The organism is Streptomyces sp. NPDC093801 (assembly GCF_040701585.1).
Classification (GTDB): domain Bacteria; phylum Actinomycetota; class Actinomycetes; order Streptomycetales; family Streptomycetaceae; genus Streptomyces.
In genome coordinates, this window is the sequence record NZ_JBFBDP010000011.1 from 115,016 (window position 1) to 136,327 (window position 21,312).

Sequence of the window (21,312 nt, forward strand, 5' to 3'; positions counted from 1 at the left end):
GGCCGTACGGGTCGTACGGCGCGTCGTAGGGACGGGTGGGGCGGAGGATCAGGAGCGGGGCGCGGCCTCGATGTCGAGGCGGACCACGGCGCGCGCCGCGTCGAGGGCGGCGTGCACGCCGGCGGGCTCCGCGTGGCGGGCGATCACGTGCCCGAGCCGGTCGGAGGCGCTGCGGGGCCTGCGTACGCGCGTGCCGGGGGCGGCGGTGACCAGCACCGACTCGACTCCCTCCACGGCCGCCGCGGCCTCGGCGCCGTGGACGGCCGTGAGGATGCCGTCGGTGTCGGCGAGGAGGAACTGGATCCCGGCACGGCCCGCCTCCTCGGCCTTCAGGTGCGCGGACAGGCCGAGGGCGGCGCGCAGCTGCGCGTCGAGGAGGTCGACGCCGGTGGCGAGCCGGATCAGTTCGGGGATCATGCCGCCGGCCGGGCGCGGGTTGATCTCGACGAGAGCGGGCCCCTCGGCGGTCAGCTTGACCTCGGTGTGGGTGGCGCCCAGCCGGATCCCGGCCGCCTCCAGGGCCGCCCTCACCGTGTCGGTGATCGACCGGGCGGTCGCGGCGGGCAGCGGGGCGGGGAAGAGGTGGCGGTGCTCGACGAAGTGCGCTCCGTCGGTCACGGACTTGGCGGTGATGCCCACGCACACGGTCTGCCCGTCCACGCCGAACATCTCGACGCTGTACTCCGGCCCGTCCAGGTACTCCTCGACGAGGACGGTGCGGGCGGTGGGCATGCCCCGCACGTTGGTGTCGATCGCGAGGATCCGCTCGATCTGGGCGCGGACCTCGGCCTCGTCGGCGCAGAGCAGGACGTTGGTGGAGCCCGAGTCGTCGGCCGGCTTGACCACGCAGGGCAGTCCGGTGCGGGCGACGGCGGCCGCGGCTGCGGCCGGCTCGCGGACGAGGGAGTACCGGGGCTGGCGGACGCCCGCGGCCCGCAGCCTCTCGCGCAGGGCGGACTTGTCGCGGCAGACGGCCACCGCCTCGGGCGCGTTGCCGGGCAGGCCGAGCCACCGGGCGATCCGGGCGGCGGCCGGTACGTAGAAGTCGCTGGTGGTGGTGACCCCGGCGATCTCCTCGCGGCGGAACCGCTCCTGTACGGCGGCACGCAGGGCGGCGTCGGAGTTGGTGTCGCAGCACACCACCTCTGCGCCGGTCTCCGCGAGGCCCCGGTAGCGGTCGGGGTCGCCGGTCAGCAGGACGGGTACGGTGCCCAGTTCGCGCGCCCGCTCCAGCGCGAGCATGCCGGTGCCGGTGGTGTTGGACTCCACGAACAGCAGGTGGCGGCCGATCCCGGCGGGCGCGCGGTAGGCGACGGTGGACCAGGTGCGGGCGGTCCCGTCGGGTCCGAGGGCGGCCGGCGCGGTGGCGGTGGGCACCTCGCGCAGCCGGTTCGCCTCCCAGTGCCGGTCGTCGTAGACGGTGTCGGCGTAGCGGTCGCCGCGGTCGGGGAGGATCCCGACGATCCGTGTCCCGGGCTCGGCGCGGTCGGCGAGGCCGGTGAGGACCCGGTAGACGGAGCCCGAGGTGTTGCCGCCGAAGATCTGCTGCTCGCGGGCCAGGTCCCAGGTCGCGGCGAAGGCCTCGTGGTCGTTGAGCCAGTGCACCTCGTCGACGAGGGTGCGGTCGAGGTTCTTGGGCAGCAGGCTGTTGCCCAGCCCGCTCTGCAGCCGCTGCGGTACGTCGGGCTGGCCGAAGAGGGCGCTGCCCACGCAGTCGACGCCGACGACGTGCAGGGCGGGCAGCCGCTCGCGCAGCGCCCGGGCGGTGCCGCACAGGGAGCCGCCGCTGCCGACGGCTCCGACGAGGGTGTCGAACCGGCCGAGGTCCGCCAGGAGCTCACCGGCGAGGGTGCGGTAGGCCCCGGGATTGTCGGGGTTGGAGTACTGCTGCGGCCAGAAGGCGCCGGGCAGTTCGCCCTGCAGCTCCGCGAGCCGCTCCAGGCGGGCGCTCTGCCAGCCGTGGCTGGTCATGGCCTCGACGACGTGCACCCGGCAGCCCAGGGCGCGGAGTTTGGCGAGGGTGACGGGGTCGATCCGCGGGTCGGTGACGATGTGCACCTCGTGGCCCAGCGCGCGGCCGACGAGGGCGACGCCGAGGGCCATGGTCCCCGAGGAGCTCTCGATGACGGGGTCGCCCGGCTTCAGGGTGCCCAGACGCCGGGCCTCCAGCAGGATGTTGCGGGCGACGCGGTCCTTCATCGCGAACAGGTTCTGCAGTTCCAGCTTGGCGTAGACCTCCACGCCCCGGGCCTCGCCCAGACGCAGCCGGACCAGCGGGGTCCCGCCGATCGCGTCCGTGACGGTGTCGAACAGCATGCTCAGATCTCCAGCTCGGTGGGGTGGGCGGGTGGGGCCTGCGGGCTCCAGCTGTCGTCGGCGCCGAGGGAGCGGTGTACGGACACCTCGCCGTCGAGAGCGGCGCAGCCGGCCCGGATGTGCTCGGTCTTGCCGGCGAGGGCGGGGTCGTCCGCCTCCAGGAGGACGCCGAGCATGGTGCCGCTGTGCGCGAGGACCAGGCCCAGCCCGTCGACCTCGCGGCACAGGGCGTGCAGTTCCGCGAATCCGGCGCGCCGGCGGCGGTGGGCGTTCATCTCGGCGCTGCGCGTGGCGACGGCGCCGACCTCGGCGAGGTCGCCGCGGGCAACCGCGTAGGTGAGCCGGTCCAGCAGGCGTGCGTACTCCTCCCGGTCGGCGGCGCCGATGGCCCGGGCGCCCCGGTTGTGCGCGACGGTGTCGACCTGGCCGCCCTCGTCGTGGGCGACGACGGTGAGGGGCGGCAGCACCCCGAGGCGGCGGCCGAGGCGCACCTCCCGGTGGTGGAAGGCGACGATCTCGTCGTACATGACCCCGTCGGCCGGTTCGATGCCGCGCAGGAAGTCCTCCGTCTCGGCCGGGGTGAAGGCGCGCCCGTGGGCTGCCCCGACGGCCCGTACGGTGGCAACCAGGTCGGCGGAGGAACTGGCGAGGCCCTTGCCCTCGGGCAGGTCCCCGGCGACCTCCAGCAGGCCGCCGTCCGCCGTGTCGAGGGCGGCCAGGACGGCCTCGGCGACTCGGCGGGACTTGGCCTTGTGCGCCGGGCTCACCCGGACCTCGCGGCGGCCGGGCTCGGGGTGGAACACGGCGGTGGCCCAGCGGGCGAGGGGGAAGGTGACCAGGAACTCCCCCTGCGGGTGGGGCAGGGCGCCCTGGAGCAGCTCGCCGAAGGTGCCGAAGGCGCTGCCGAAGCCGGGGCCGACGGGGGCGGCGGTCGCCCCCGCGAGGGTGTCAGTGGGCGTGCTGTACGCGGGTGCGGGTGCCATCGCCGTCCTCCTCGTGGATCGTGTCGTCGGACGCTCCGTACAGGGCGCGGTCGCCCTCCTCGGCGCCCGCGCGGAGCGCGGCGGCGCGTGCCTGCCAGTCGGCGCGCAGCTGTCCGTACGTCTCCTGCTGGCCGCGCAGGACCGCGCGGACGGCTTCGGGGCGGGCCGACCCGGCGGACACCATGCGCTCCAGGCCCCGGTCGACGTCGAAGGCCTCGTCGAGGAGCCGGGCGGGGTCGGCGAGGGCGATGCCGTGTCCGGCGGCCGCCTCGGCCAGCAGGGCGGGTTCGCCCGGGGCGGGGGCGGCGCCCGCCGTCGCGGCGAGCACGACGTACTTCCCGGCGACGACCTGAGCGGTGCGCCAGGGCACCCCTTCGGTGAGGCAGAGGGCGTTGGCGAGGCTGAAGCCGCCGAGGAACTCGCGCTCGCACACCTGGCGCATGCGGTCGGCGCGGAAGGTCAGCCGGCGCAGTACCTCGGTGAGGAGGCGGACGGTGCCGTGGGCCGAGTCGAAGGCGTTCAGCAGGTGGGTGCCGGCCTCCTTGGACACCTCGACGAGGTTGCAGAACGGAGTGTTGCGCTGGCCCAGGAGCACGTCGAAGTGGAAGGCCGCCAGGTGGGCGGTGCGCCCGCGGATGCGCTCCAGGACCGGGTAGTTCTTCTTCTGCGGCATGGCGGAGGAGATCCCGGACAGCTCGTCGGGCAGTTCGATGAACCCGTACTCGCTGCCGCCCCAGGTGAGCAGGTCGGTGGTGAAGCGGCTCAGGGCGGTGCCCAGCAGGCTCAGCTCCGCCGTCAGTTCGGCGCTCCAGCGGCGCGAGGCCACGGCGGTCAGGGCGTGGGGCTGCGGCCGGGAGAAGCCGAGCAGCCGGGCCATCCGGTCGCGGTCCCACGGCAGTTCCTGTCCGGCCATGGCGCCCGCGCCGAGCGGGCAGGCGTCGATGCCGTCGTACGCGTTCAGCAGCCGCGCGTGGGTGTGCAGCAGGTGCTCGGAGAGCGCGGCGAGGTGGAAGCCGGGGGTGATGATCTGGGCGGCCTGGAAGTGGGTGTACCCCGGCATGGGCAGGTCGCAGGTCTTCTCGGCCGACTCGTGGACGACCGCGCCGAGCTCCAGGAGCGCGCTCGCGAAGCGGGCGAGCTGGTCGCGGCCGTACATCACCTGGGCGCAGGCCTGGAGGTCGTTGCGGCTGCGGTCGGCGTGCCAGTGCGTGACCGGGGCGGGCAGGCCCGCCTCGACGTGCCGTTCGAGGGCGAAGGCGATGTCCGACATGTTGGCGCCGGGCTGCGCGCTGAGGGTGTCGGACCCGACGGCGTCCAGCAGGGCGGCGATCCGGTGGGCCTCCTCGGCGGTGATCAGGTCCATGCGGACGTACTCGGCGGCCAGGGTCTTCTCGATGGCGACGTAGTGGCGCAGCAGGTGGCGGGATTCGAACCCGAACTGCGGGGCGAGCACTTCGTCGTGGAGGAGTTCGGCGGGACCGCCGCGGATCCGGCCGCTCAGCTCGGGGGCGGGCCCCGGGGTGTCACTCGTCACGTGGTGTGTTCCGTTTCCTGTTCTGGTGCGGGGCGCGGGGGCATGCCGGGGCACGCCTCGTCGGCGCACGGCGCGCGAAGGGCTGGGACGGGGGGGAAGGGCCGGGGGTGTCTCGCCGGTCAGGGCGCACCCGCCCTGACCGGCAAGGACACCCTTACGGGCACCCGGGGCGGGCCGGGTGGCCGTTCAGGGGCGGTCGGCCTCGGCGAGGGCGGTGCGCAGCAGGGCGGCGGTCGCGGTGCTGTGCGGCGGCCGCATCAGCCCGTAGTGGTCGGTGGCGGCGTCGTGGCGGGTGAGGCCCGCCCCGGCCCGGCCCGCCCATCGGTCGGCGGCGTGCTCCCGGGCCCCGGTCGTGCTCTGGAGGAACAGGAGGGGGCAGGGCGCGGCCGGGGGCCGGTAGGCGGCGGCGGCGCGGATCCCGGTGCGGAAGACCGCGTAGTGCCGGGCGAGGTCTCGCCGGTCCAGGCCGGGGGCGAAGCCCTCGCGTTCCACCTGCTCGGCGAGGACGGCGAGCCGGGCGGGGGTGTCGGCGACGCTCCGCAGGGCGCTCCGCAGCACGGACAGGCCCTCGTCGGTGGGGTCGAACCCCGCGGAGCGGGCCAGGTCCTCGTGGAACCACTCCAGCAGCTCGTTCTCGTCGTCGGGGACGCGGCCGGGTTCCGGGTAGCCGGTGTCCAGCAGTGCGAGGGTCGCCACCTCCTCTCCGGCGGCCCGCAGCTGGACCGCCATCTCGTAGGCGAGGAGCCCGCCGAAGGACCAGCCGGCCAGGTGGTGGGGGCCGGTCGGGCGGATCCGGCGCAGGGCCTCCAGGTGGGCGGCGGCCAGCTCCTCGACGGTGGCGTCGGGCGTGGCGTCGGGGTCGGTCAGGCCGGGCGCCGTCAGCCCGAACACGGGCCGTTCGGCGCCCAGTTCGGCGGCCAGGGTGCGGTAGCAGAAGACGTTGCCGCCGACCGGGTGGACGAGGAAGAGCGGGTCGAGGGTGCCCTCGGTCCGCAGGCGGACCACCGTGTCCGGGACCGCCCCGACGTGGCGGCCGCGCAGCAGCGCGGCCTGCCGGGCGACGGTCGGGTGCTCCAGGACGGCCGAGACGCCGAGGCGTTCACCGAAGGCCCGGTTGATCCGGCCGATCAGGCGCAGGGCGTCGATGGAGTGCCCGCCGGACGCGAAGAAGTCGTCGTGGACGCCGACCGGCCCGGCGGCCAGGAGGTGCTCCCAGATCCCGGCGAGGCGGGATTCGAGGGCGTCGCGGGGCGGGACCGGCTCGGCACCACCGCGCAGGTCGGCGGGGTCCGGATCGGGCAGGGCGGCGCGGTCCAGCTTGCCGTTGGCGGTCAGCGGGAGGGCCGTCAGGCACACCCAGGCGGAGGGCACCATGTACTCGGGAAGCTGTTCGCGGGCGTGGGCCGCCAGTTCGCCCGGGTCGGGGGCGCGGGTGGCGTCCGGGCCGGCCGATCCCGGCACGAAGTAGCCGACGAGGCGTTCGCCGCGGGGCAGGACCGCGCAGTCGCGCACGCCGGGGTGCTCGGCGAGGACGGCTTCGATCTCCCCGGGCTCGACGCGGAATCCGCGGATCTTGAGCTGGTGGTCGGTGCGGCCCGCGTACTCCAGGGCTCCGTCGAGGCGGTGCCGGGCCAGATCGCCGGTCCGGTAGAGGCGCCGGGTGGTGCCGTCCGGGCCGGCGTGCTCGATGAACCGCTCGGCCGTCAGCTCGGGTCGTCCGTGGTAGCCGTCGGCGAGGCCGACGCCTTCGAGGAAGAGCTCACCGGTGACGCCGAGGGGGACCTCGGCCAGGCGGCGGTCCAGGACGTGGGTGCGCATGTTGGCGATGGGGCGGCCGATGGGCACGGTGTCGCCGCCGTCCGGCCGGCACTGCCAGTGGGTGACGTCGACGGCCGCCTCGGTGGGCCCGTAGAGGTTGTGCAGCTCGACGCCGGGCAGCCGCTCGAAGAACCTGCGCTGTACCTCGTACGGCAGGGCCTCGCCGCTGCAGACCACCCGGGTCAGGCCGGCCGCGCCGGCCACGGCCGCGGGGTCGTCGAGGAAGACGCTGAGCATCGACGGGACGAAGTGCACCGTGCTGACGCCGTCGGCCCGGACCAGTGCGCCGAGGTAGCCGGGGTCGCGCTGGCCGCCGGGGCGGGCGAGGACCAGGGTGGCGCCGGTCATCAGCGGCCAGAACAGCTCCCACACGGAGACGTCGAAGGTGTACGGCGTCTTGTGCAGCACCCGCTCCCCCGGGGTCAGCCCGTATGCGTCCTGCATCCACAGCAGCCTGTTGGCGATGGCGCGGTGCGAGACCACGACCCCCTTGGGCTTGCCGGTGGACCCCGAGGTGAAGATCATGTACGCCGGGTCGGACGGCTCGGGCGCCCGGGCGGGACCCGCGGTGCCCGTCGCGGCCTCCTCCGGCCGCAGCACGGTGACCCCGGAGCCCTCCAGCCGCTCCGCCCACGCGCCCTCGGTGACCACCAGGCCGATGCCGGACTCGGTGAGCAACGACCGTACGCGCGGCGCCGGGTGCTCCGGGTCCAGCGGGACGTAGGCGGCGCCGGACTTGAGGACGGCGAGGAGTACGACGGGCAGGGCCAGGGAGCGTTCCAGCAGCAGGCCCACGAACGTGCCGGGGCCGGCGCCCCGTTCCCGCAGTGCCGCGCACAGCCGCTCGGCCTCGGTGTCGAGGGTGCGGTAGGTCAGCTCGGCGCCCTCGAAGCGGACGGCGGGGGCGTCGGGCGTCAGTTCCCGCTGCTCGTCGATCAGCCGGGTCAGGACGTGCGGCCGCGGGTACGCGACGGCGGTGCGGTTCCACTCGGCGTAACGGCGGTGTTCGACCTCCGGCAGCAGGTCGGCGACCGTGCAGTCACGGTCCGGGGACTCGGCGAGGTCGCGCAGGGCGGCCCTGTAGGACGCGTGCGCGCTCGCCATCTGCTCCTCGGAGAACCGGGCCGCGTCGAAGCGCAGGCCGAGTTCGAGCAGGGCGCCGTCGGGGCTGCGGGAGAACTCCGCGCCGAAGGCGACATCGGTGCCGGCCTCTCCGATCTCCTCCAGCACGGTGAACGCGCCGTCGTCCGGCCCGTCCCGCTCCACGTGGAAGTGGGTGTAGTTGAAGAAGGTCTCGAAGAGCGGGCCGCCCCCGGCCAGGCGCTGGATCTCGGCGAGCGGGAAGCGGCGGTGCGCGTGCAGTTCCGCCTCCACGGCGGCGACGTGGCCGACGAGGCCGCGCCAGCTGAGCCCGGTGACCGCGACGCTCAGCGGCAGGGTGTTCAGGAAGACGCCGACGACCTTGTCGCCGTCGGTCTCCTCGGCGCGGCCGTTGTGGACCACTCCGGTGGTGACCGCGTCGCCGCCGCTCAGCAGGGCCATGGTCCTCAGGTGGGCGGCGAGCAGGACGGTGCGCAGCGGTACGCCGCATGCGGCGGCCAGGCTGGTGAGCCGGGCGTGCAGGTCCTCGGGCAGGGGCGCGAGGTACCAGGACATCCGGGCGGGTCCGCCGGTCGCCGCCGGGCGGGCCAGCTCGGTCGCGGGGGCGTCGGCGGCCTTGCCGGTCCAGAAGGCCCGCTGCGCGGGGTCGGCCAGCGCGGCCCGTTCGAGTGCGACGAAGGAGGCGAACCGGGAGCGGGGGCCGGCCTGCGGGGAGGGGCCGTCCGCGGGGGTCCGGGCGGCGAGCGCCTCGGTGTAGCAGGAGGCGAGTTCGGTGAGGAGCGAGCGTTCGCTCCAGCCGTCGAGGACGGCGTGGTGCTCGGCGACGAAGAGCTGGAGCCGGGTGTCGGAGAGCCGTTGGACGTGGAACCGGATCAGCGGGGGCCGGTCCCAGTCGAAGGGCCGGTCGCGCTCGGCGGCGTAGCGGGCGGCGACGGCGGTGCGCTGAGCCTCGGCGTCGAGGCCGTGCAGGTCCTCGAAGGTGAGCTCCGGGCGGGCGCCGCGGTGGACGAGTTGGAGGGGCTCGGTGAATCCGTGCAGGTCGAAGGAGGTGCGCAGCATCTCGTGCCGGGCCGCGAGGACCTCGACGGTCGTCCGCCAGGCGTCCTCGGAGAAGGGCGCTTCGATCAGGTACGAGGCCACGTTGTGGTAGACGCGTCCGCCCGCCGACGGCAGGTCGCTGTGGTAGAGCATGCCGGCCTGGAGCCGGGTCATCGGGTAGGCGTCCTCCAGTCCCTCGGGCAGGGCGGCGCGGTCCGCGGGGGCCAGGAGGGCGAACGGCTCGTACGGGGCGACGGCTGCGGCCGCGGCCCGGTCCCGCGGGGTGACGTACGGGGCGAGGGCGCGGGGCGTCTGACGGCTCATGAGGTCGGCGACGGTGAGGTCGAGGCCTCGTTCGCGGACCCGGGCGAGCACCTGGAGGGAGCGGATGGAGTCCCCGCCGAGGGCGAACCAGTTGTCCAGGGCGCCGACCCGTTCGTGCCCGAGGACCTGGGCGAAGACCTCGGTGAGCACGGTCTCGACCGGCCCTCGGGGTGCCTCGTAGGCGGTGGTGGGGGTGCGGCCGGCCGAGCCGGGGGCGGGCAGCCGGCGCCGGTCGGTCTTGCCGTTGGCGGTCAGCGGGAAGGCGGGCAGGGTGACGAACGCGCCGGGAATCATGTAGCCGGGCAGCCGCCGCGCGAGGTGCTCGCGCATCTCCTCGACGGTGGGGCCCGCCCCGTCGTCGGCCCCGGTCACGGCCAGGTAGCCGACCAGGACGTCGTTCCCCGCGGGATCCGGCGCGACGAGGGCGACCGCGGCGTCGACGAGGGGGTGGGCGGCCAGGGCGGCCTCGACCTCGCCGAGTTCGATCCGGAAGCCGCGCAGTTTGACCTGGTGGTCGATGCGGCCGAGGTACTCCAGGTCCCCGTCGGGCAGGGCCCGCGCCAGGTCTCCGGTGCGGTAGAGCCGCTCACCGGCCGAGAGCCCGGCGGGTGCGTCGGCGACGCCGTCGGCGAGTGCGGTGGGGAAGCGCTCGGCGGTGAGTTCGGGCCGTCGCAGGTAGCCGCGGGCCAGGCCCGCTCCGGCGACGTACAGCTCCCCGACGGCGCCGCGCGGGACGGTCCGGCCGCGCGCGTCGAGCAGGTGCAGGCGCAGATCGGGGATGGGCACGCCGATGACGCTGCCGCGGCCCTCCTCGGCGTCGCGGGCGGTCAGCGGCCGGTAGGTGACGTGCACGGTCGTCTCGGTGATGCCGTACATGTTGACCAGGCGGGGCGCGGTGTCGCCGTGCCGGGCGAACCACCCGGCGAGGGCGCCGACGTCGAGGGCTTCCCCGCCGAAGACGACGTGGCGCAGGCCGAGCCCGGAGTCGGCCGGTCCGGCCGCGCGGTGGTGTTCCTCGTCGGCCCGGGCCAACTGGTAGAAGGCGGAGGGGGTCTGGTTGAGGACGGTGACCCGTTCGGCGCGCAGCAGCCGGTGGAACTCCTCGGGCGAGCGGCTGGTCCCGTACGGGACCACGACGAGGCGGCCGCCGTGGGCGAGGGCTCCCCACAGCTCCCAGACGGAGAAGTCGAAGGCGATGGAGTGGAAGAGGGTCCACACGTCGTCGGGGCCGAAGCCGAACCAGTGGTCGGTGGCGGAGAACAGCCGGGTGACGTTGGCATGGGGCACCAGGGTCCCCTTGGGCAGGCCGGTGGACCCGGACGTGTAGATGGCGTAGGCCAGGTGGTCCGGGGTCACGCCGGTGTAGGGGGCGGTGTCCGGTTCGGCGGCCAGGAGCGGGGCGTCGGCGAGCAGGTCGACGGAGTGCAGGCCGGGGGCGTCCCACAGGGCCCGGGTGCCGGTGGTGCCCACGACGTGCTCCAGGCGGGCGTCCTGGACGATGTGGCGCAGCCGCTCGGGCGGGTTGTCGGGGTCGAGCGGCAGGTAGGCGCCGCCGGCCTTCAGGATGCCGAGCAGGGCGACGACGAGGTCGGCGGAACGGGGCAGGCACAGTCCGACGAGGGTGTCGGGGCCAACGCCGAGGGCGCGCAGCCGGTGCGCGAGCCGGTTGGCGCGGACGTCGAGCTCGCTGTAGGTGAGGGAGACGCCCTCGTGGACGAGGGCGACCGCGTCGGGAGTGCGGGCGGCGTGTCCGGCAAAGACCTCGTGGACGCAGGCCGGCTCGCCCGGGGGGTGCGGGAGGGCGGCGCGGTCCGGAAGCGGCGAGCCGATGCCGGTCCGCTCGTCGGCCGACAGCATCGGCAGTGCGCCGATCGGCAGTTCGGGGTTCTCGGTGGCGGCGTCCAGGAGGCGGGCGAAGTGCCGCCCGAACTGTCGGACGGTGGCGGCGTCGAACAGGTCCGCCCGGTACTCCAGCCGGCAGCTCAGCGCGCCGCCGGTGCGTACCACGTCGAAGGTCAGGTCGAACTTGGCGGTCCCGGCCGGCCCTTCGAGCAGCGTGGCCTTCGGGCCGGGCAGGCCGTCGGTCATGCCGTCCTCGTCGTGCAGGCCGAACATGACCCGGAAGGGGGAGGCCTCCTCGCCGGTGCGCCCGGCGGCGATCCGGTCGACGACGCGTTCGAAGGGCAGGTCCTGGTGGTCCTGGGCGTCGAGCACGGTGTCCCGTACCCGCTCCAGGTGGACCCGGAAGGCAGGATCGTCGGACAGGTCGGCGCGGATCACCAGCGTGTTGACGAACAGGCCGACGGTGTCCAGGAACTCCTTGCGGTTGCGGCCCGCCACCGGCGTCCCGACGAGTACGTCGTCGGTGCCCGTGTAGCGGCCCAGCACGACCTGGAAGGCCGCCAGCATCAGCGTGTACGGGGTGCTGTGGGTGTCACGGCACAGGCGCTCCATCCGGGCGAGCACCGGGGCCGGAACCTCGAAGGAGTGCAGCGCCGCCGCGCCGCGGGCCGCTCCCGCGGCGGGCCGGCCGTCGCGGGGCAGGGGCGCGTCGGGCAGTTCGCCGTCCAGCTGCGCCTCCCAGTAGGCGAGCTGGCGCCGGGCGGCGGCGCCGCGGAGCCATTCCTCCTGCCAGTCGGAGAAGTCGGCGTACTGGTACTCGGGGGCCTGCGGGGTCCCGACCCCGGCGGGGTGCCTGCGGTCGGTGCCGGGGCCGTCGGTGCCTTCGGGGCCGCCGTGCCCGTCGCCGTGGTGGGCGTACGCGGCGAGGAGCTCGCGGGCGAGGATCCCGACGGACCAGCCGTCGGCGACGATGTGGTGCATGGCGAGCGCGAGGACCGCGCCCTCGCCGGTGTGCAGCAGGGCCGCCCGGAAGAGCGGTCCGGACTCCAGGTCGAAGGGCCGGCGGTGTTCGGCGGCCATCCACTCCTCGACGTCCCCGGCTCCGCGCGCCGCGGCGGAGGACCAGACGAGCGCGGCCTCGGTGTCGATGTGCTGCCACAGCTCGCCGTCCCGCAGGACGAAGCGGGTGCGCAGCGCCTCGTGCCGGTCGACCAGACCCTGGGCGCAGGCGCGGAGCGCGTCTTCGTCCACCGGGCCTTCCAGGCCGTAGAAGACGGGCATGTGGTAAGTCGGCCTGCCTTCCTCCAGCTGCTGGAGGAAGTACATCCGCTGCTGCGCTCCGGAGGCGCGGAACGCGCTGAACGACGGTTCCGCAGGGCGTTCGATCGGATCGTGACTGGCCAAGACATCTCCCTCGGCGCCGCACCGGTGACCGGGCCGCGACGCATGCTCCGCTTGCTTGCCCGTTCAGCCTAGGAACAGCGTCGATTCCGGTGAAGTCGCCTGTTTCCGGTCCCCTGTTCACGTGACATGAGCCGTGGACTGCATCCCGCCCCCCTTGCCGAGAGCCGGCTCAGGCAGGTCGCCGCCGCCGGTGGTAGGCCCAGGCCAGGGCCAGCACGATCGGCCCCCACAGCATCGCCGGGCTGATGCACAGCCGGGCCAGGGCCATCCACCATCCGTTGCCGTACTCCGACTCGGGCAGGACGCCGGCCCATGCGAGGGGGTAGAGGTCGAACATCGCCACCAGGGCCAGGCCGCCCAGGACCGCCGGGACCATCTCGAGGTCATCCACGGGACGACCCTGAGGCGGACTGCAAGGCCGGCGTTTCCGGAGCGGCCGCGACGTTGCGGGTCTCGCGCGTGATCAGCAGGCCGTTGACCACCATCAGTGTCGCGGTCAGGCAGTGGACACCGAGCACGGTGGCCACGCAGCCGTGGTGGGCCGGCACGCCGAGGCGTGTGGGGCCGGCGCAGCGGTGGTGTCAGGCGAGGGCGGCGACCAGCAGGGTGAACGCGGCGACGATGACGGCGACGCGGATGTAGTGGTAGCGCTCCCAGCGGCGCAGCTGCTGCTTCCAGTCGGCGGGCCGGTTCTCGGGGGTCCAGGTCTTGTTCCGGTTGTTGATCGGGACGAGCAGCAGCATCGACATGACCACGCTGACGATCAGCAGCCCGGCGGCGGTGACGACGAGTCCGGATCCGTCGTGGTGCCATCCGGCGACGGCCCAGATCGCGCTGAGGACGAGCGAGCCCACGTACCAGAACGGCATCAGGGCACCGAGCATCCGGCCGCCGTGGGCGTGGCCGAGCTGGCCGCTGTCCTCGGGAAGCGCGTCCAGGATCCGGTTCATGACGAAGACGACGGAGAACTCCACCCCCACCATCAGGCCGACGACCACGGTGGTGAACACCTCAAGTGCGTTGAGCATGATGACCCCTCCAGGAATCTAGCGCTGCTAGCTGTTGAGGCAACGCTAGTACTGCTGCCGCTCGATTGTCTAGCAGTGCTAGGATCGAATCATGTCGGTACAGGAACGCAAGCAGCGCGAACGGGCGGAGCGCGAGCGCCTCATCGTGGCGACGGCCCGTGAACTCGCCGAGCAGCAGGGCTGGGACGCCGTCACCACCCGTCGGCTCGCCGAGCGCATCGAATACAGCCAGCCCGTCCTCTACAGCCACTTCCGCGGCAAGCGCGAGATCATCGGCGCCGTCGCCCTGGAAGGCGCCGCCGAACTGGCCGCGGCGGTGCGTACCGCGGCCTCCGCAGCGAACGGCCCGCGCGAGCGGGTCGCCGCCCTCTCCCGCGCCTACCTCGACTTCGCCGAGCACAACCCGGCGGTCTACGACGCCTTGTTCCAGCTCGACGGCGGCCTGGCGTACGCGCGGGAGGACACCCCCGAGCCACTGAAGGACGCCTTCGCCGCCCTGCTCGAGTGCCTCGCCGAGGTCGCGGGCGACGGCGTCCACCCGGGACTGTTCACCGAGGTGTTCTGGGCGGCTCTGCACGGCCTGGTGACCCTGACCCGAGCCGGCCGCCTGCTGCCCGAGGACGCCGAGCCGAGGGTGCAGCTGTTGGTGGACCGGCTCGCCATGGCCTGACGCACCGTCCCGACCCCGTACGCGTGATGTCGTCCTCGGTGGCCTCGAAGCTGTGGGGGCCCGGGACGACAAGCTGCCAGGAGCCGCCGAACCTCCGCCCCTGTGAACTCCACGACCCCGGCCGAACCGATGGCCGGGGGTCACGAAGAGGTCGTCCAGGCCCGGGCTCTCCTGCTCGCCGGCCCGCCACGCTCCAGCCGCCCAGCGAAACCCGCAGGTCAGACGTCAAAATCCTGCTCCTGCTGGAGTATGAGGCGACCCCAGGGGTGCGGCTCCGCCCCGCATGGAGGATGATGCGCGGCGGAGGGGATTCGAATGCGTTCAGAAATGCGGGACCAGGTGTGGGCAGGGGCCCCGTGGCAGGCACAGGTTGCGGCCCGGGTGCAGACCCGGGTGCGGGTGCGGGTGCGGGACCGGTTCGGCTCGGCGCTCACGGCTTCGGTCTCGGTGCTGTTCTTCGAGGCCGTGATCGGGTCGATCGTGTTCTGCGTGTGGATGGAGACCCAGGAGGTCCCGGCACTCGGCTACAACCTGTTCAACATCTTCTTCCTGTTCGTCATGGGATTGATCGGAGTGGCGGCCGGGGCGGTCGGCGCCGTCCTGCTGTCGGTCGCCGTGGTGATGCCGCTCGTGGCCGTCGCCGGACGGCTCGGCCGCACGGTCTCGGGGCGTGACGTCTGGTGGTGGATCCCGCTCCTGGCGGCCGCCGGCGGCACCCTGCCGGGGCTCGTCGCGGCGTCGATGGTGCCCGCCGGGTTCCCGGAGAACGTCTCGTCGGGCCTCATCGGGTGGTTCACGGGCGCCGCGGCGCTCGGCGTCCCGGCGCTGGTCGTCCGCAGGCTGGTGCTGCCGGACCGCCCGCGGGTGTCCGGCATCGCGATGTTCGGCCGGGTGGCGCTGTACGGGACGCTCGGCGTCGTCGTCACCGGCGCGCTCGCCGGTGCCGCCCTGTACGCCGGGATCGGATACGAGCCTCCGCTGCTGACCGCGGAACGGCTCGCCGGGACGTGGTCCGACGGCAACGGCGGCAGGATCACCTTCACGGCGGACGGCAAGGTCACGGCCGACGGGGTCAAGACCTTCGGCTTCGGCGACGGCCGTCACGACGCGGGGCAGCCGTGCACCGGTGCCGGCACCTGGGTCCACCACCCGGGCGACGGGTCGTGGACCCAGAACGTGCGGGTCTCCGTCGACGCCTGCGAGGGGAGCCCGGGCCCCTGGGAGGTGTTCGGGACCCCCGAGCACCCGAAGCTGTACGTGCTCGTCGGCGACCCCGACGCCTGGGACCTGTACATTCTGGAGCCCGACGACCAGCCCCGCGAGGAGCCCGTCAGGGACTGAGGCGGCCGAAGCGTCCGCGGTGGAACAGGAGCGGTGCGGCGTCGTCCTCCGCGCCCAGGGCCTCGACCGTGCCGACGACGGGCGGCCCGCCCAAGACCGCCCCCGACTCCTCCGCAGCCCGCCACACTCCAGCCGCCCAGCGAAACCCGCAGGTCGGACATCGAAATCCTGCTGGAGTACCAGGCTTTGCCCGCCTTCCGGGCCGGGCCGGGGCGGAGCGGTTCGGTGCGGGCCGGGCGGCCGGAACCCCGGCGGCGGGGGTGTGGCGCTCTGGGCCAAGAGGACGGCGACCGGCCGGTCGACGCCGACGCCCCGCCCGTGCGCGGCCGTCGGAAAGCCCGCGACATCGACATCCCGCTGGTCGAGGAGGGCCATCTTGGCGGCCATGTCCGGCCAGGCCGCGCAGGCGAGGACCGCGTCGCGGACCAGGCCGCCCGGCGGGAGGAACCTGTCCGGGTCCTGTACCCGCCTCGGTCAAAACACCTCCCCCTGTGGCTGAATGGGGCCATACGAACGGCCAGGGGGAGGAACGCGGTGGGGGAAGCGATGAGGGTGGCGGGCACGGCGCCCGCACCCGGGGGGCGGGGCACGGGCGCAATTCTGCTCGTGGCGTCCCTGATACCGGGGCTGTTCTGCTGGTTCGTGCTCGCGGTACAGGTGCCGCACGACACGGGGCGCCTCCGGGACTACGCGGCGGCCGCGCCCTGCCCGGCCGACAGCACGGCGCGGGAGTGGGAGCGCTGCGTGCGCACGGTCCCCTTCACCGTCGAGGAGGTGAAGCTCAACGGGGAACGGGCCAAACGCTTCACGGCGACCGTGGCGGGCGCGCCGTTCTGGAACGGGAAGCTGTCCTTCGGCGATCCGGGTCCGCTGCTGGAGCGGCTCGGCCCCGGAAACAAGGTGACCGGCACCGTCTGGCGGGGCCAGGTCATGACCCTCGCCCGGGGAGACATCCGCCAGAGCACCGCCGAAGAGCCCCGCGACGAGGCCCAGATCACCGCCGGCATCGGCACGTACGGAGGTCTGACCGCCGCCCTGGGTCTGTGGTTCGCAGCCGTACGGCTGACCGGCCGACCCCGTCTGTACGAGCCCCACGGCTGGCGCGGACTGGGACGGCCGCTGCTCATCGCCATGGCGGTGATCTGCCTGGCCGTCGCGGTCGCCTCGTACATGCTGGGCATCCCGTGGTGGGCGGTCCCCGCAGTCGCCGCCGCCCTTTCGGCCTTCACGGCCCGGCAGTTCGACCGCTACCGGCGGCGGAATCCGCTTCTGCCCGAGCCCCCGGCACTCTCCCTTCCGGATCCCGCCTGACCCGTGACCACCCGGCCGCCTTCAGGCACGGCATGAGGGCGGCCGGCTTCAGGCCGGCCGCCCTCACCGCGTCCCGTGCCCGCTGCAGGTCCCCCGCCAGGAGCGGGCGACCGGTTCAGCACGCGGCCGCTGCCAGGCCCGCACCGAACCGGGGCGCGTCCGCGGGCGTCACGCCCGGGCGCGGCCCAGCGCCGACCGCGCCGCCGACCGGGGCGGGAAGGGCCGCCGCCACCGGCGCGGGACGGCCTGCGTGTCGGTTGGGCCGACGCCGCATCCAGGATCGGCCAGATCGACCATGAAGTAGCCGGCCAGCGGGCGACCAGGGCGGGGGCGCTGCGGCCGCGGGCGGCGGCCCGGCGCTGCACCGCCTCGAACGACGACCGGCCCTCCCCCCCGTCACCAAAGACCGGATCCGCCCAGTGCCGGGCATGGATCTGGCCGGGCGGGCCAACTACAGCGCTCAGGTCGCGGCGGGCGTGGAGGTACGCCGGTGTTGGGCGCCGCCGGCCCGCGATACGCCGGATTCCGGTCGTACTTCGTCGTGGTACCACCAGTCATCGACGTCATCGCGCCCACTCCGTGCCGGACGTGACCTACACCCGGATGTGATCCCCGGACCACGCCCCCTTCGAAGAGGTGGTCGGCCGTGGCAGGCCCGCCCCGCTGATCGGCGATGATTGATCGATGCGGGCTGGACCGGGGCGTCCGGCGGGTTCTCGGGGTGGGGCAGTGATCGAGGTCGGACAGCAGGGCGCGTTCAGCGTGAACAGTGTCGGCATTGAGCGTCAGCCGTTCCCCTTGAGCTTCAGCGTCCACGAGGCCGAGGGGCTGTGGCGGGTCAGCGCCGGTGCGGCCCAGGCGGGCGAGCTGGTCGACCTGCTCGTGGCCGTGGCGAACGACGCGGTCGCATTGGTGTCGCTGGAGACCAACTCCTTCCTGGACGAGGACTGGTATTCGCTGCGGCCCGGGCTGATCGCGGCCGAGCTCGGCGTGCCGTGCACGGTCCACTCCCTCGGATCCTGGGCGTCCGGCACGAACGGACTCTCGGAGGAGTTCCTGGTGATGGACCGCGACCTCCTGCCCCGTCTCCTCGACGGCACCTGGTCGCCGTACGAGCTCACTCTGATCGACCTGCCCGCCGACGTGACCCCGGAGCAGCTCGACGAGCTCGCCCTCGTGCTCGGCACGACCGGCGTCGATGAGCCCCTCCTGAACCGCCTGGAAGACTCCCGGGTCTGGTTCTCGGGCCACGACGACTGCTACGTGTTGCTGGAGACCCGAGACCCCTCCCTGCCGGCCGCGGTCCTGGCGCGGCTGCTGAGCCTGCTGGCAGGCTCAGCCCTCGCCGAACTCACCGAGGAGTCGATCTCACGCGTTCCCGAGCCCGGGCCCTGGCTCCCCGAGCGGCTGATCGCCACCGCACCCCACTGGATCGGAGCCCTGGGCAACGTCACTGAGGATCTGGTCACCATCGGGCTGGCCGCCCTGCCGGGCCCATGGCGTCTGGGCATCTCTTTCCCGCAACAGGCCGACCTCACCGCGACGCTCGACGTACGCCACGGCACCTGGCGGATCACGCCAGCGGATTAACACGAGGAGCGCGGGTCCCACTCTGGGCGGCGGTGTGCGCGACTCCGCCGCCTCCGCCGTACTGTTCTCCCACGCAGCCAGCCCCACCAGGTCCGGCGCCGCGCAGTGGGGGCCGTGCCGCGGCACCGCGATCGGCTCTGGGGCGTCGGCTCCGCCGCAGCCCCCGGCGAGGTGGTCCTTGGCCGACTGCCGCCAAGGGCCTTCGGTCAGGGCAGCCATGACGACCGCCGGGCGTGGAGGCGCTGAACCGTCACCGCTGGACGCGGTGTCGAGCCTGGGGACCCCGGCTTCGCGCCCAGTCGGCCTTCACCCAGAACGGGTCGAGGTGCTATATGCGCAGATTTTTGTAGCAGTCGGCGAGGAAGTACCCTCCTTGAAAGTTTTCCTTTTGCTGATGCCGGGCGGGTGGGTGAGACCCGAGCGAGCGCTCGCAAGTGGAGGCTGGTCGAGCGTGGCATCGGTACGGGCCGGCCCCCGGTGCGTGCACCAGCAGCGGTCGGGACAGCGACTTCCGCTGCGCTCCGGCCACCAGTGCTGGCCGAGGGGATACCTGCCTGCACCCACTGCCGGCCGGACAGTGCCCTGGGAGCGCTGGAATGAAGGCGGAGCCGCAGGGCAGGGAAATGAGCGTGCGCGTGATCGTCTGCCTGCCGGAACGCCGCCGGCCGGCGGCGCGTCCAGATCCGAGCTGTACAAGGAACGCAACACCGTGGAGCGGTGCATCAACGAGATCGGCCGCAGCAGGGCGTGTCTTCGCACCACCCGCTTGACCGACAAACGAGATATCTCATGACCGGCGGCAGCCAACAGAGCAACCACTTCCCGTGTGGCACCCGGAGCGCTGGCGTCGCCCCGCTCAGCGAAGACCGCGCTTCTCGCGTTCGGCCTCGATCAGCTCCTCCATGAGTTTCTCCGGGCCCACCCTGTACTCGGTGTCGTCAAGGGCGTCGTAGTCCTGGGTGCTCAGCGGTAGGCCAAACCCGGCAAGTTCGGCGGCTAGTTGTCTGAACGCAGTTCGCTCGTCGGGCTCATCCTGGTAGCTTGCCCGCTCGGCAGCGGCGCCCTCGGTCAGGGTGAGGCCGACCAGGCTCCAGAAAGTGAACTCGGTGTCCAGCTCTATGAGGTGCCAGGCGCGGTCTGCGGGTTCGCCGGGGTGCAGCCAGTAGCCGATCCACCCCTTTCCGCCCTTCGCCACGAGCTTGACGTATGTGGCCATCTCCGCGGCTGCGGCGTTGATGGCCTGCATCTCCGGGTCCGCGCGTTCCTCTTCGCTCAGATAGCTGGTGTCCAGGAGCGGGTGTACCTCTCCTGCCTCGAAGAAGTCGAGGTCGAGCAGGCGGGTGAGTTCGGTGCGGCCTTCCCACTGCGCCAGCAGCAGAAAGCGCAGGTCGTCGGGTATCGGACGGCCGTCGAGCCGCGCGCGGGAGAACTCGGCGAGCCGTTCGTCGTACATACGCCCTCCAGAGGTCGAAGCAAGATCCTCACGTCAACGTAACAGCGGTGTCCGACAGAGGCCGGGCCATGCCGGGGGCGCGGCGGCGAGCAGGCCTGGGCGAAACCGCGCACCAGGTCTGCGGCGGGGGTGACCGGGCCTTGGAAAGCGGCAGGTCAGGAGGCCGTAGCCGGTCGGCTATCCGTTACCGCCCTCGGCAGCCCCGCGCCGTCCTGCGGACGCCTGCGCACGCACAGGACCGCCCCTCAGGGTGGACGTCGGTCAGGCCCCCTGCCGGGGTGGCAGGGGGAGGTCGGCCCAGACCGTCTTGCCCGTGCCGTGGGGGAGGGTGCCCCAGCGGTGGGCGAGGTGGTCGACCAGGAAGATGCCGTGGCCGCCGATCGACTCCGGCCGGTGCCGGCCCTGGCGCGGCGGAACGGGGCTGTGGTCGGTGACCGCGATGCGCAGCAGGCCTGCGGTGTGGTCGACGCTCATCTGCACGGGGCCGCCGGCGTGCTTGACGGCGTTGGACAGGAGTTCCGACGCGACCAGCAGCGTGTCCCCGGCGACGGCGGTCAGCTGCCAGTCGGTGAGGGCCTGGCGGATGCAGGCCAGGCCGGCGCGGCACGCCCCGCCGTCACCGGGTTCGAAGGCGAGCTCCCGGTGGTGTGGAACTCCGGACGGGGTGGACCCCATGACGTTCCCTGATTGAGCCGTCGCAGGCGTGTGTCGCATGGCGCCTGCCCCGGCCCCGCCCCCCCATACTCGTGCGGGCCCGGCCCGTTACCGCTCGTGCTGTGCGAGGGCTTCCTGCACCGTGCCGTAGACGGTGAAGAGCCCGTCCGCGCCGGCCACCTCCAGCACCCGTCGGACCGCCCGGCTCGGGGAGAGCACCACCAGCGGCACGCCCTGGTCGCGGGCGGCCTCGCGCACGGTCAGCAGGGCGTTGAGCCCGTCGGCGCTGAACAGCTCGATCGCGTTCAGGTCGACCGCCAACAGGGCCGGCCGGCGGTGAAGAGCCTCGGCCAGGGCCCGGGCGCCGATGGGCCCGGTCCCCTGGTGCAGGTCGCCGGCCAGCACGCAGACCACGGCCTCGCCCACGACGACGGTGTCGGTCTTCAGATCGGGCGCAGGCAGCGGGAGTTCCCCGGCAGGGGACGGATCCGTACTGCTCACCACCGCCTCCTCGCCGCCGTCCCGCGTCCCGCCCCACCGGCCGCACGAGGGCGCGGCAGGGATCGGCCGAGGTGCTCGCCTCGGCGGACAGCGGAGCCGGGCAGGCCCCCGGCAGATGCCGGACGGCCGACCGGGATGCTTCCACCGTACGCCCCCGCCCCGCACGGGGTGCCAGTCCACGCGGCAGGTCAGCGGGGAGGTCGTCGTCCTCGAACGCGTCCTCACCGGCGCCGTCGACGCCGAGGAGCACGCCGCCCCCTGCGTCCTCCTGGAACGCGCCACCGCCGTCCTGGCCGAACATGCCCCGCGCCGGCGCCGACGGCGACGCCGGCCGCCTCCCCGCGAGTGAACCGCTGCCGGGCGGGCAGGCGCCGGTCGCGTGTGCCGTCCCGCTGCGGAGGGAG

General features: G+C 73.7%; 15 protein-coding genes. 5 read left to right on the plus strand and 10 right to left on the minus strand.

The features are described from left to right. Positions 1-48: 48 nt before the first annotated feature. The 7 genes from AB0469_RS14805 to AB0469_RS14835 all read right to left on the minus strand — a co-directional run bounded on the left by AB0469_RS14805 (position 49) and on the right by AB0469_RS14835 (position 13,388). Positions 49-2,316 carry a pyridoxal-phosphate dependent enzyme gene (locus AB0469_RS14805; protein ID WP_366451759.1) on the minus strand — a complete coding sequence of 756 codons (2,268 nt, stop codon included), beginning with the start codon at positions 2,314-2,316 and terminating at the stop codon, positions 49-51. Positions 2,317-2,318: 2 nt separating this feature from the next. Beyond that, positions 2,319-3,299, minus strand: a complete 981-nt coding sequence (locus tag AB0469_RS14810; protein ID WP_366451760.1) for a kinase — start codon at positions 3,297-3,299, stop codon at positions 2,319-2,321. Then, positions 3,265-4,833: a lyase family protein gene (locus AB0469_RS14815; RefSeq protein WP_366451761.1), complete on the minus strand. Its 1,569-nt coding sequence runs from the start codon at positions 4,831-4,833 to the stop codon at positions 3,265-3,267. Before AB0469_RS14815 ends, AB0469_RS14810 begins: the two co-directional genes overlap by 35 nt. A gap of 186 nt (positions 4,834-5,019) precedes the next feature. Further along, on the minus strand, positions 5,020-12,360 hold the full coding sequence (locus AB0469_RS14820; protein WP_366451763.1) for an amino acid adenylation domain-containing protein: 7,341 nt from the start codon (positions 12,358-12,360) through the stop codon (positions 5,020-5,022). Between the two features lie 169 nt (positions 12,361-12,529). Further along, entirely contained in the window at positions 12,530-12,751 is a 222-nt protein-coding gene (locus tag AB0469_RS14825) for a hypothetical protein (protein WP_366451764.1), read from the minus strand. Further along, positions 12,744-12,887, minus strand: coding sequence for a hypothetical protein (locus AB0469_RS14830; RefSeq protein WP_366451765.1), 144 nt, complete (start codon positions 12,885-12,887; stop codon positions 12,744-12,746). The genes AB0469_RS14825 and AB0469_RS14830 overlap by 8 nt, the downstream gene beginning before the upstream one ends. A gap of 54 nt (positions 12,888-12,941) precedes the next feature. Further along, positions 12,942-13,388 (minus strand): DUF1772 domain-containing protein, encoded by a 447-nt coding sequence (locus tag AB0469_RS14835; protein WP_366451766.1) that lies wholly within the window; start codon positions 13,386-13,388, stop codon positions 12,942-12,944. Between the two features lie 91 nt (positions 13,389-13,479). Between AB0469_RS14835 and AB0469_RS14840 the strand changes: the two genes are divergently transcribed. From AB0469_RS14840 to AB0469_RS14855, 4 genes are all read left to right on the plus strand, one after another. Next, positions 13,480-14,058: a TetR/AcrR family transcriptional regulator gene (locus tag AB0469_RS14840; RefSeq protein WP_366451768.1), complete on the plus strand. Its 579-nt coding sequence runs from the start codon at positions 13,480-13,482 to the stop codon at positions 14,056-14,058. A 315-nt stretch (positions 14,059-14,373) separates the two neighbouring features. Next, positions 14,374-15,399 carry a hypothetical protein gene (locus AB0469_RS14845; protein WP_366451769.1) on the plus strand — a complete coding sequence of 342 codons (1,026 nt, stop codon included), beginning with the start codon at positions 14,374-14,376 and terminating at the stop codon, positions 15,397-15,399. A gap of 606 nt (positions 15,400-16,005) precedes the next feature. Then, positions 16,006-16,710, plus strand: a complete 705-nt coding sequence (locus AB0469_RS14850) for a hypothetical protein (protein WP_366451770.1) — start codon at positions 16,006-16,008, stop codon at positions 16,708-16,710. 729 nt (positions 16,711-17,439) lie between these two features. Beyond that, positions 17,440-18,300, plus strand: a complete 861-nt coding sequence (locus tag AB0469_RS14855) for a hypothetical protein (protein WP_366451771.1) — start codon at positions 17,440-17,442, stop codon at positions 18,298-18,300. Positions 18,301-19,156: 856 nt separating this feature from the next. Here the strand turns inward: AB0469_RS14855 and AB0469_RS14860 are convergent. The 3 genes from AB0469_RS14860 to AB0469_RS14870 all read right to left on the minus strand — a co-directional run bounded on the left by AB0469_RS14860 (position 19,157) and on the right by AB0469_RS14870 (position 20,908). After that, on the minus strand, positions 19,157-19,753 hold the full coding sequence (locus AB0469_RS14860; protein ID WP_366451772.1) for a hypothetical protein: 597 nt from the start codon (positions 19,751-19,753) through the stop codon (positions 19,157-19,159). Between the two features lie 261 nt (positions 19,754-20,014). After that, a complete protein-coding gene (locus tag AB0469_RS14865; protein WP_366451773.1) occupies positions 20,015-20,428 on the minus strand; it encodes an ATP-binding protein in 414 nt (137 codons plus the stop codon). Between the two features lie 87 nt (positions 20,429-20,515). Next, on the minus strand, positions 20,516-20,908 hold the full coding sequence (locus AB0469_RS14870) for an STAS domain-containing protein (protein ID WP_366451774.1): 393 nt from the start codon (positions 20,906-20,908) through the stop codon (positions 20,516-20,518). 115 nt (positions 20,909-21,023) lie between these two features. Between AB0469_RS14870 and AB0469_RS14875 the strand changes: the two genes are divergently transcribed. Next, on the plus strand, positions 21,024-21,257 hold the full coding sequence (locus AB0469_RS14875; protein ID WP_366451775.1) for a hypothetical protein: 234 nt from the start codon (positions 21,024-21,026) through the stop codon (positions 21,255-21,257). Positions 21,258-21,312: the final 55 nt, after the last annotated feature.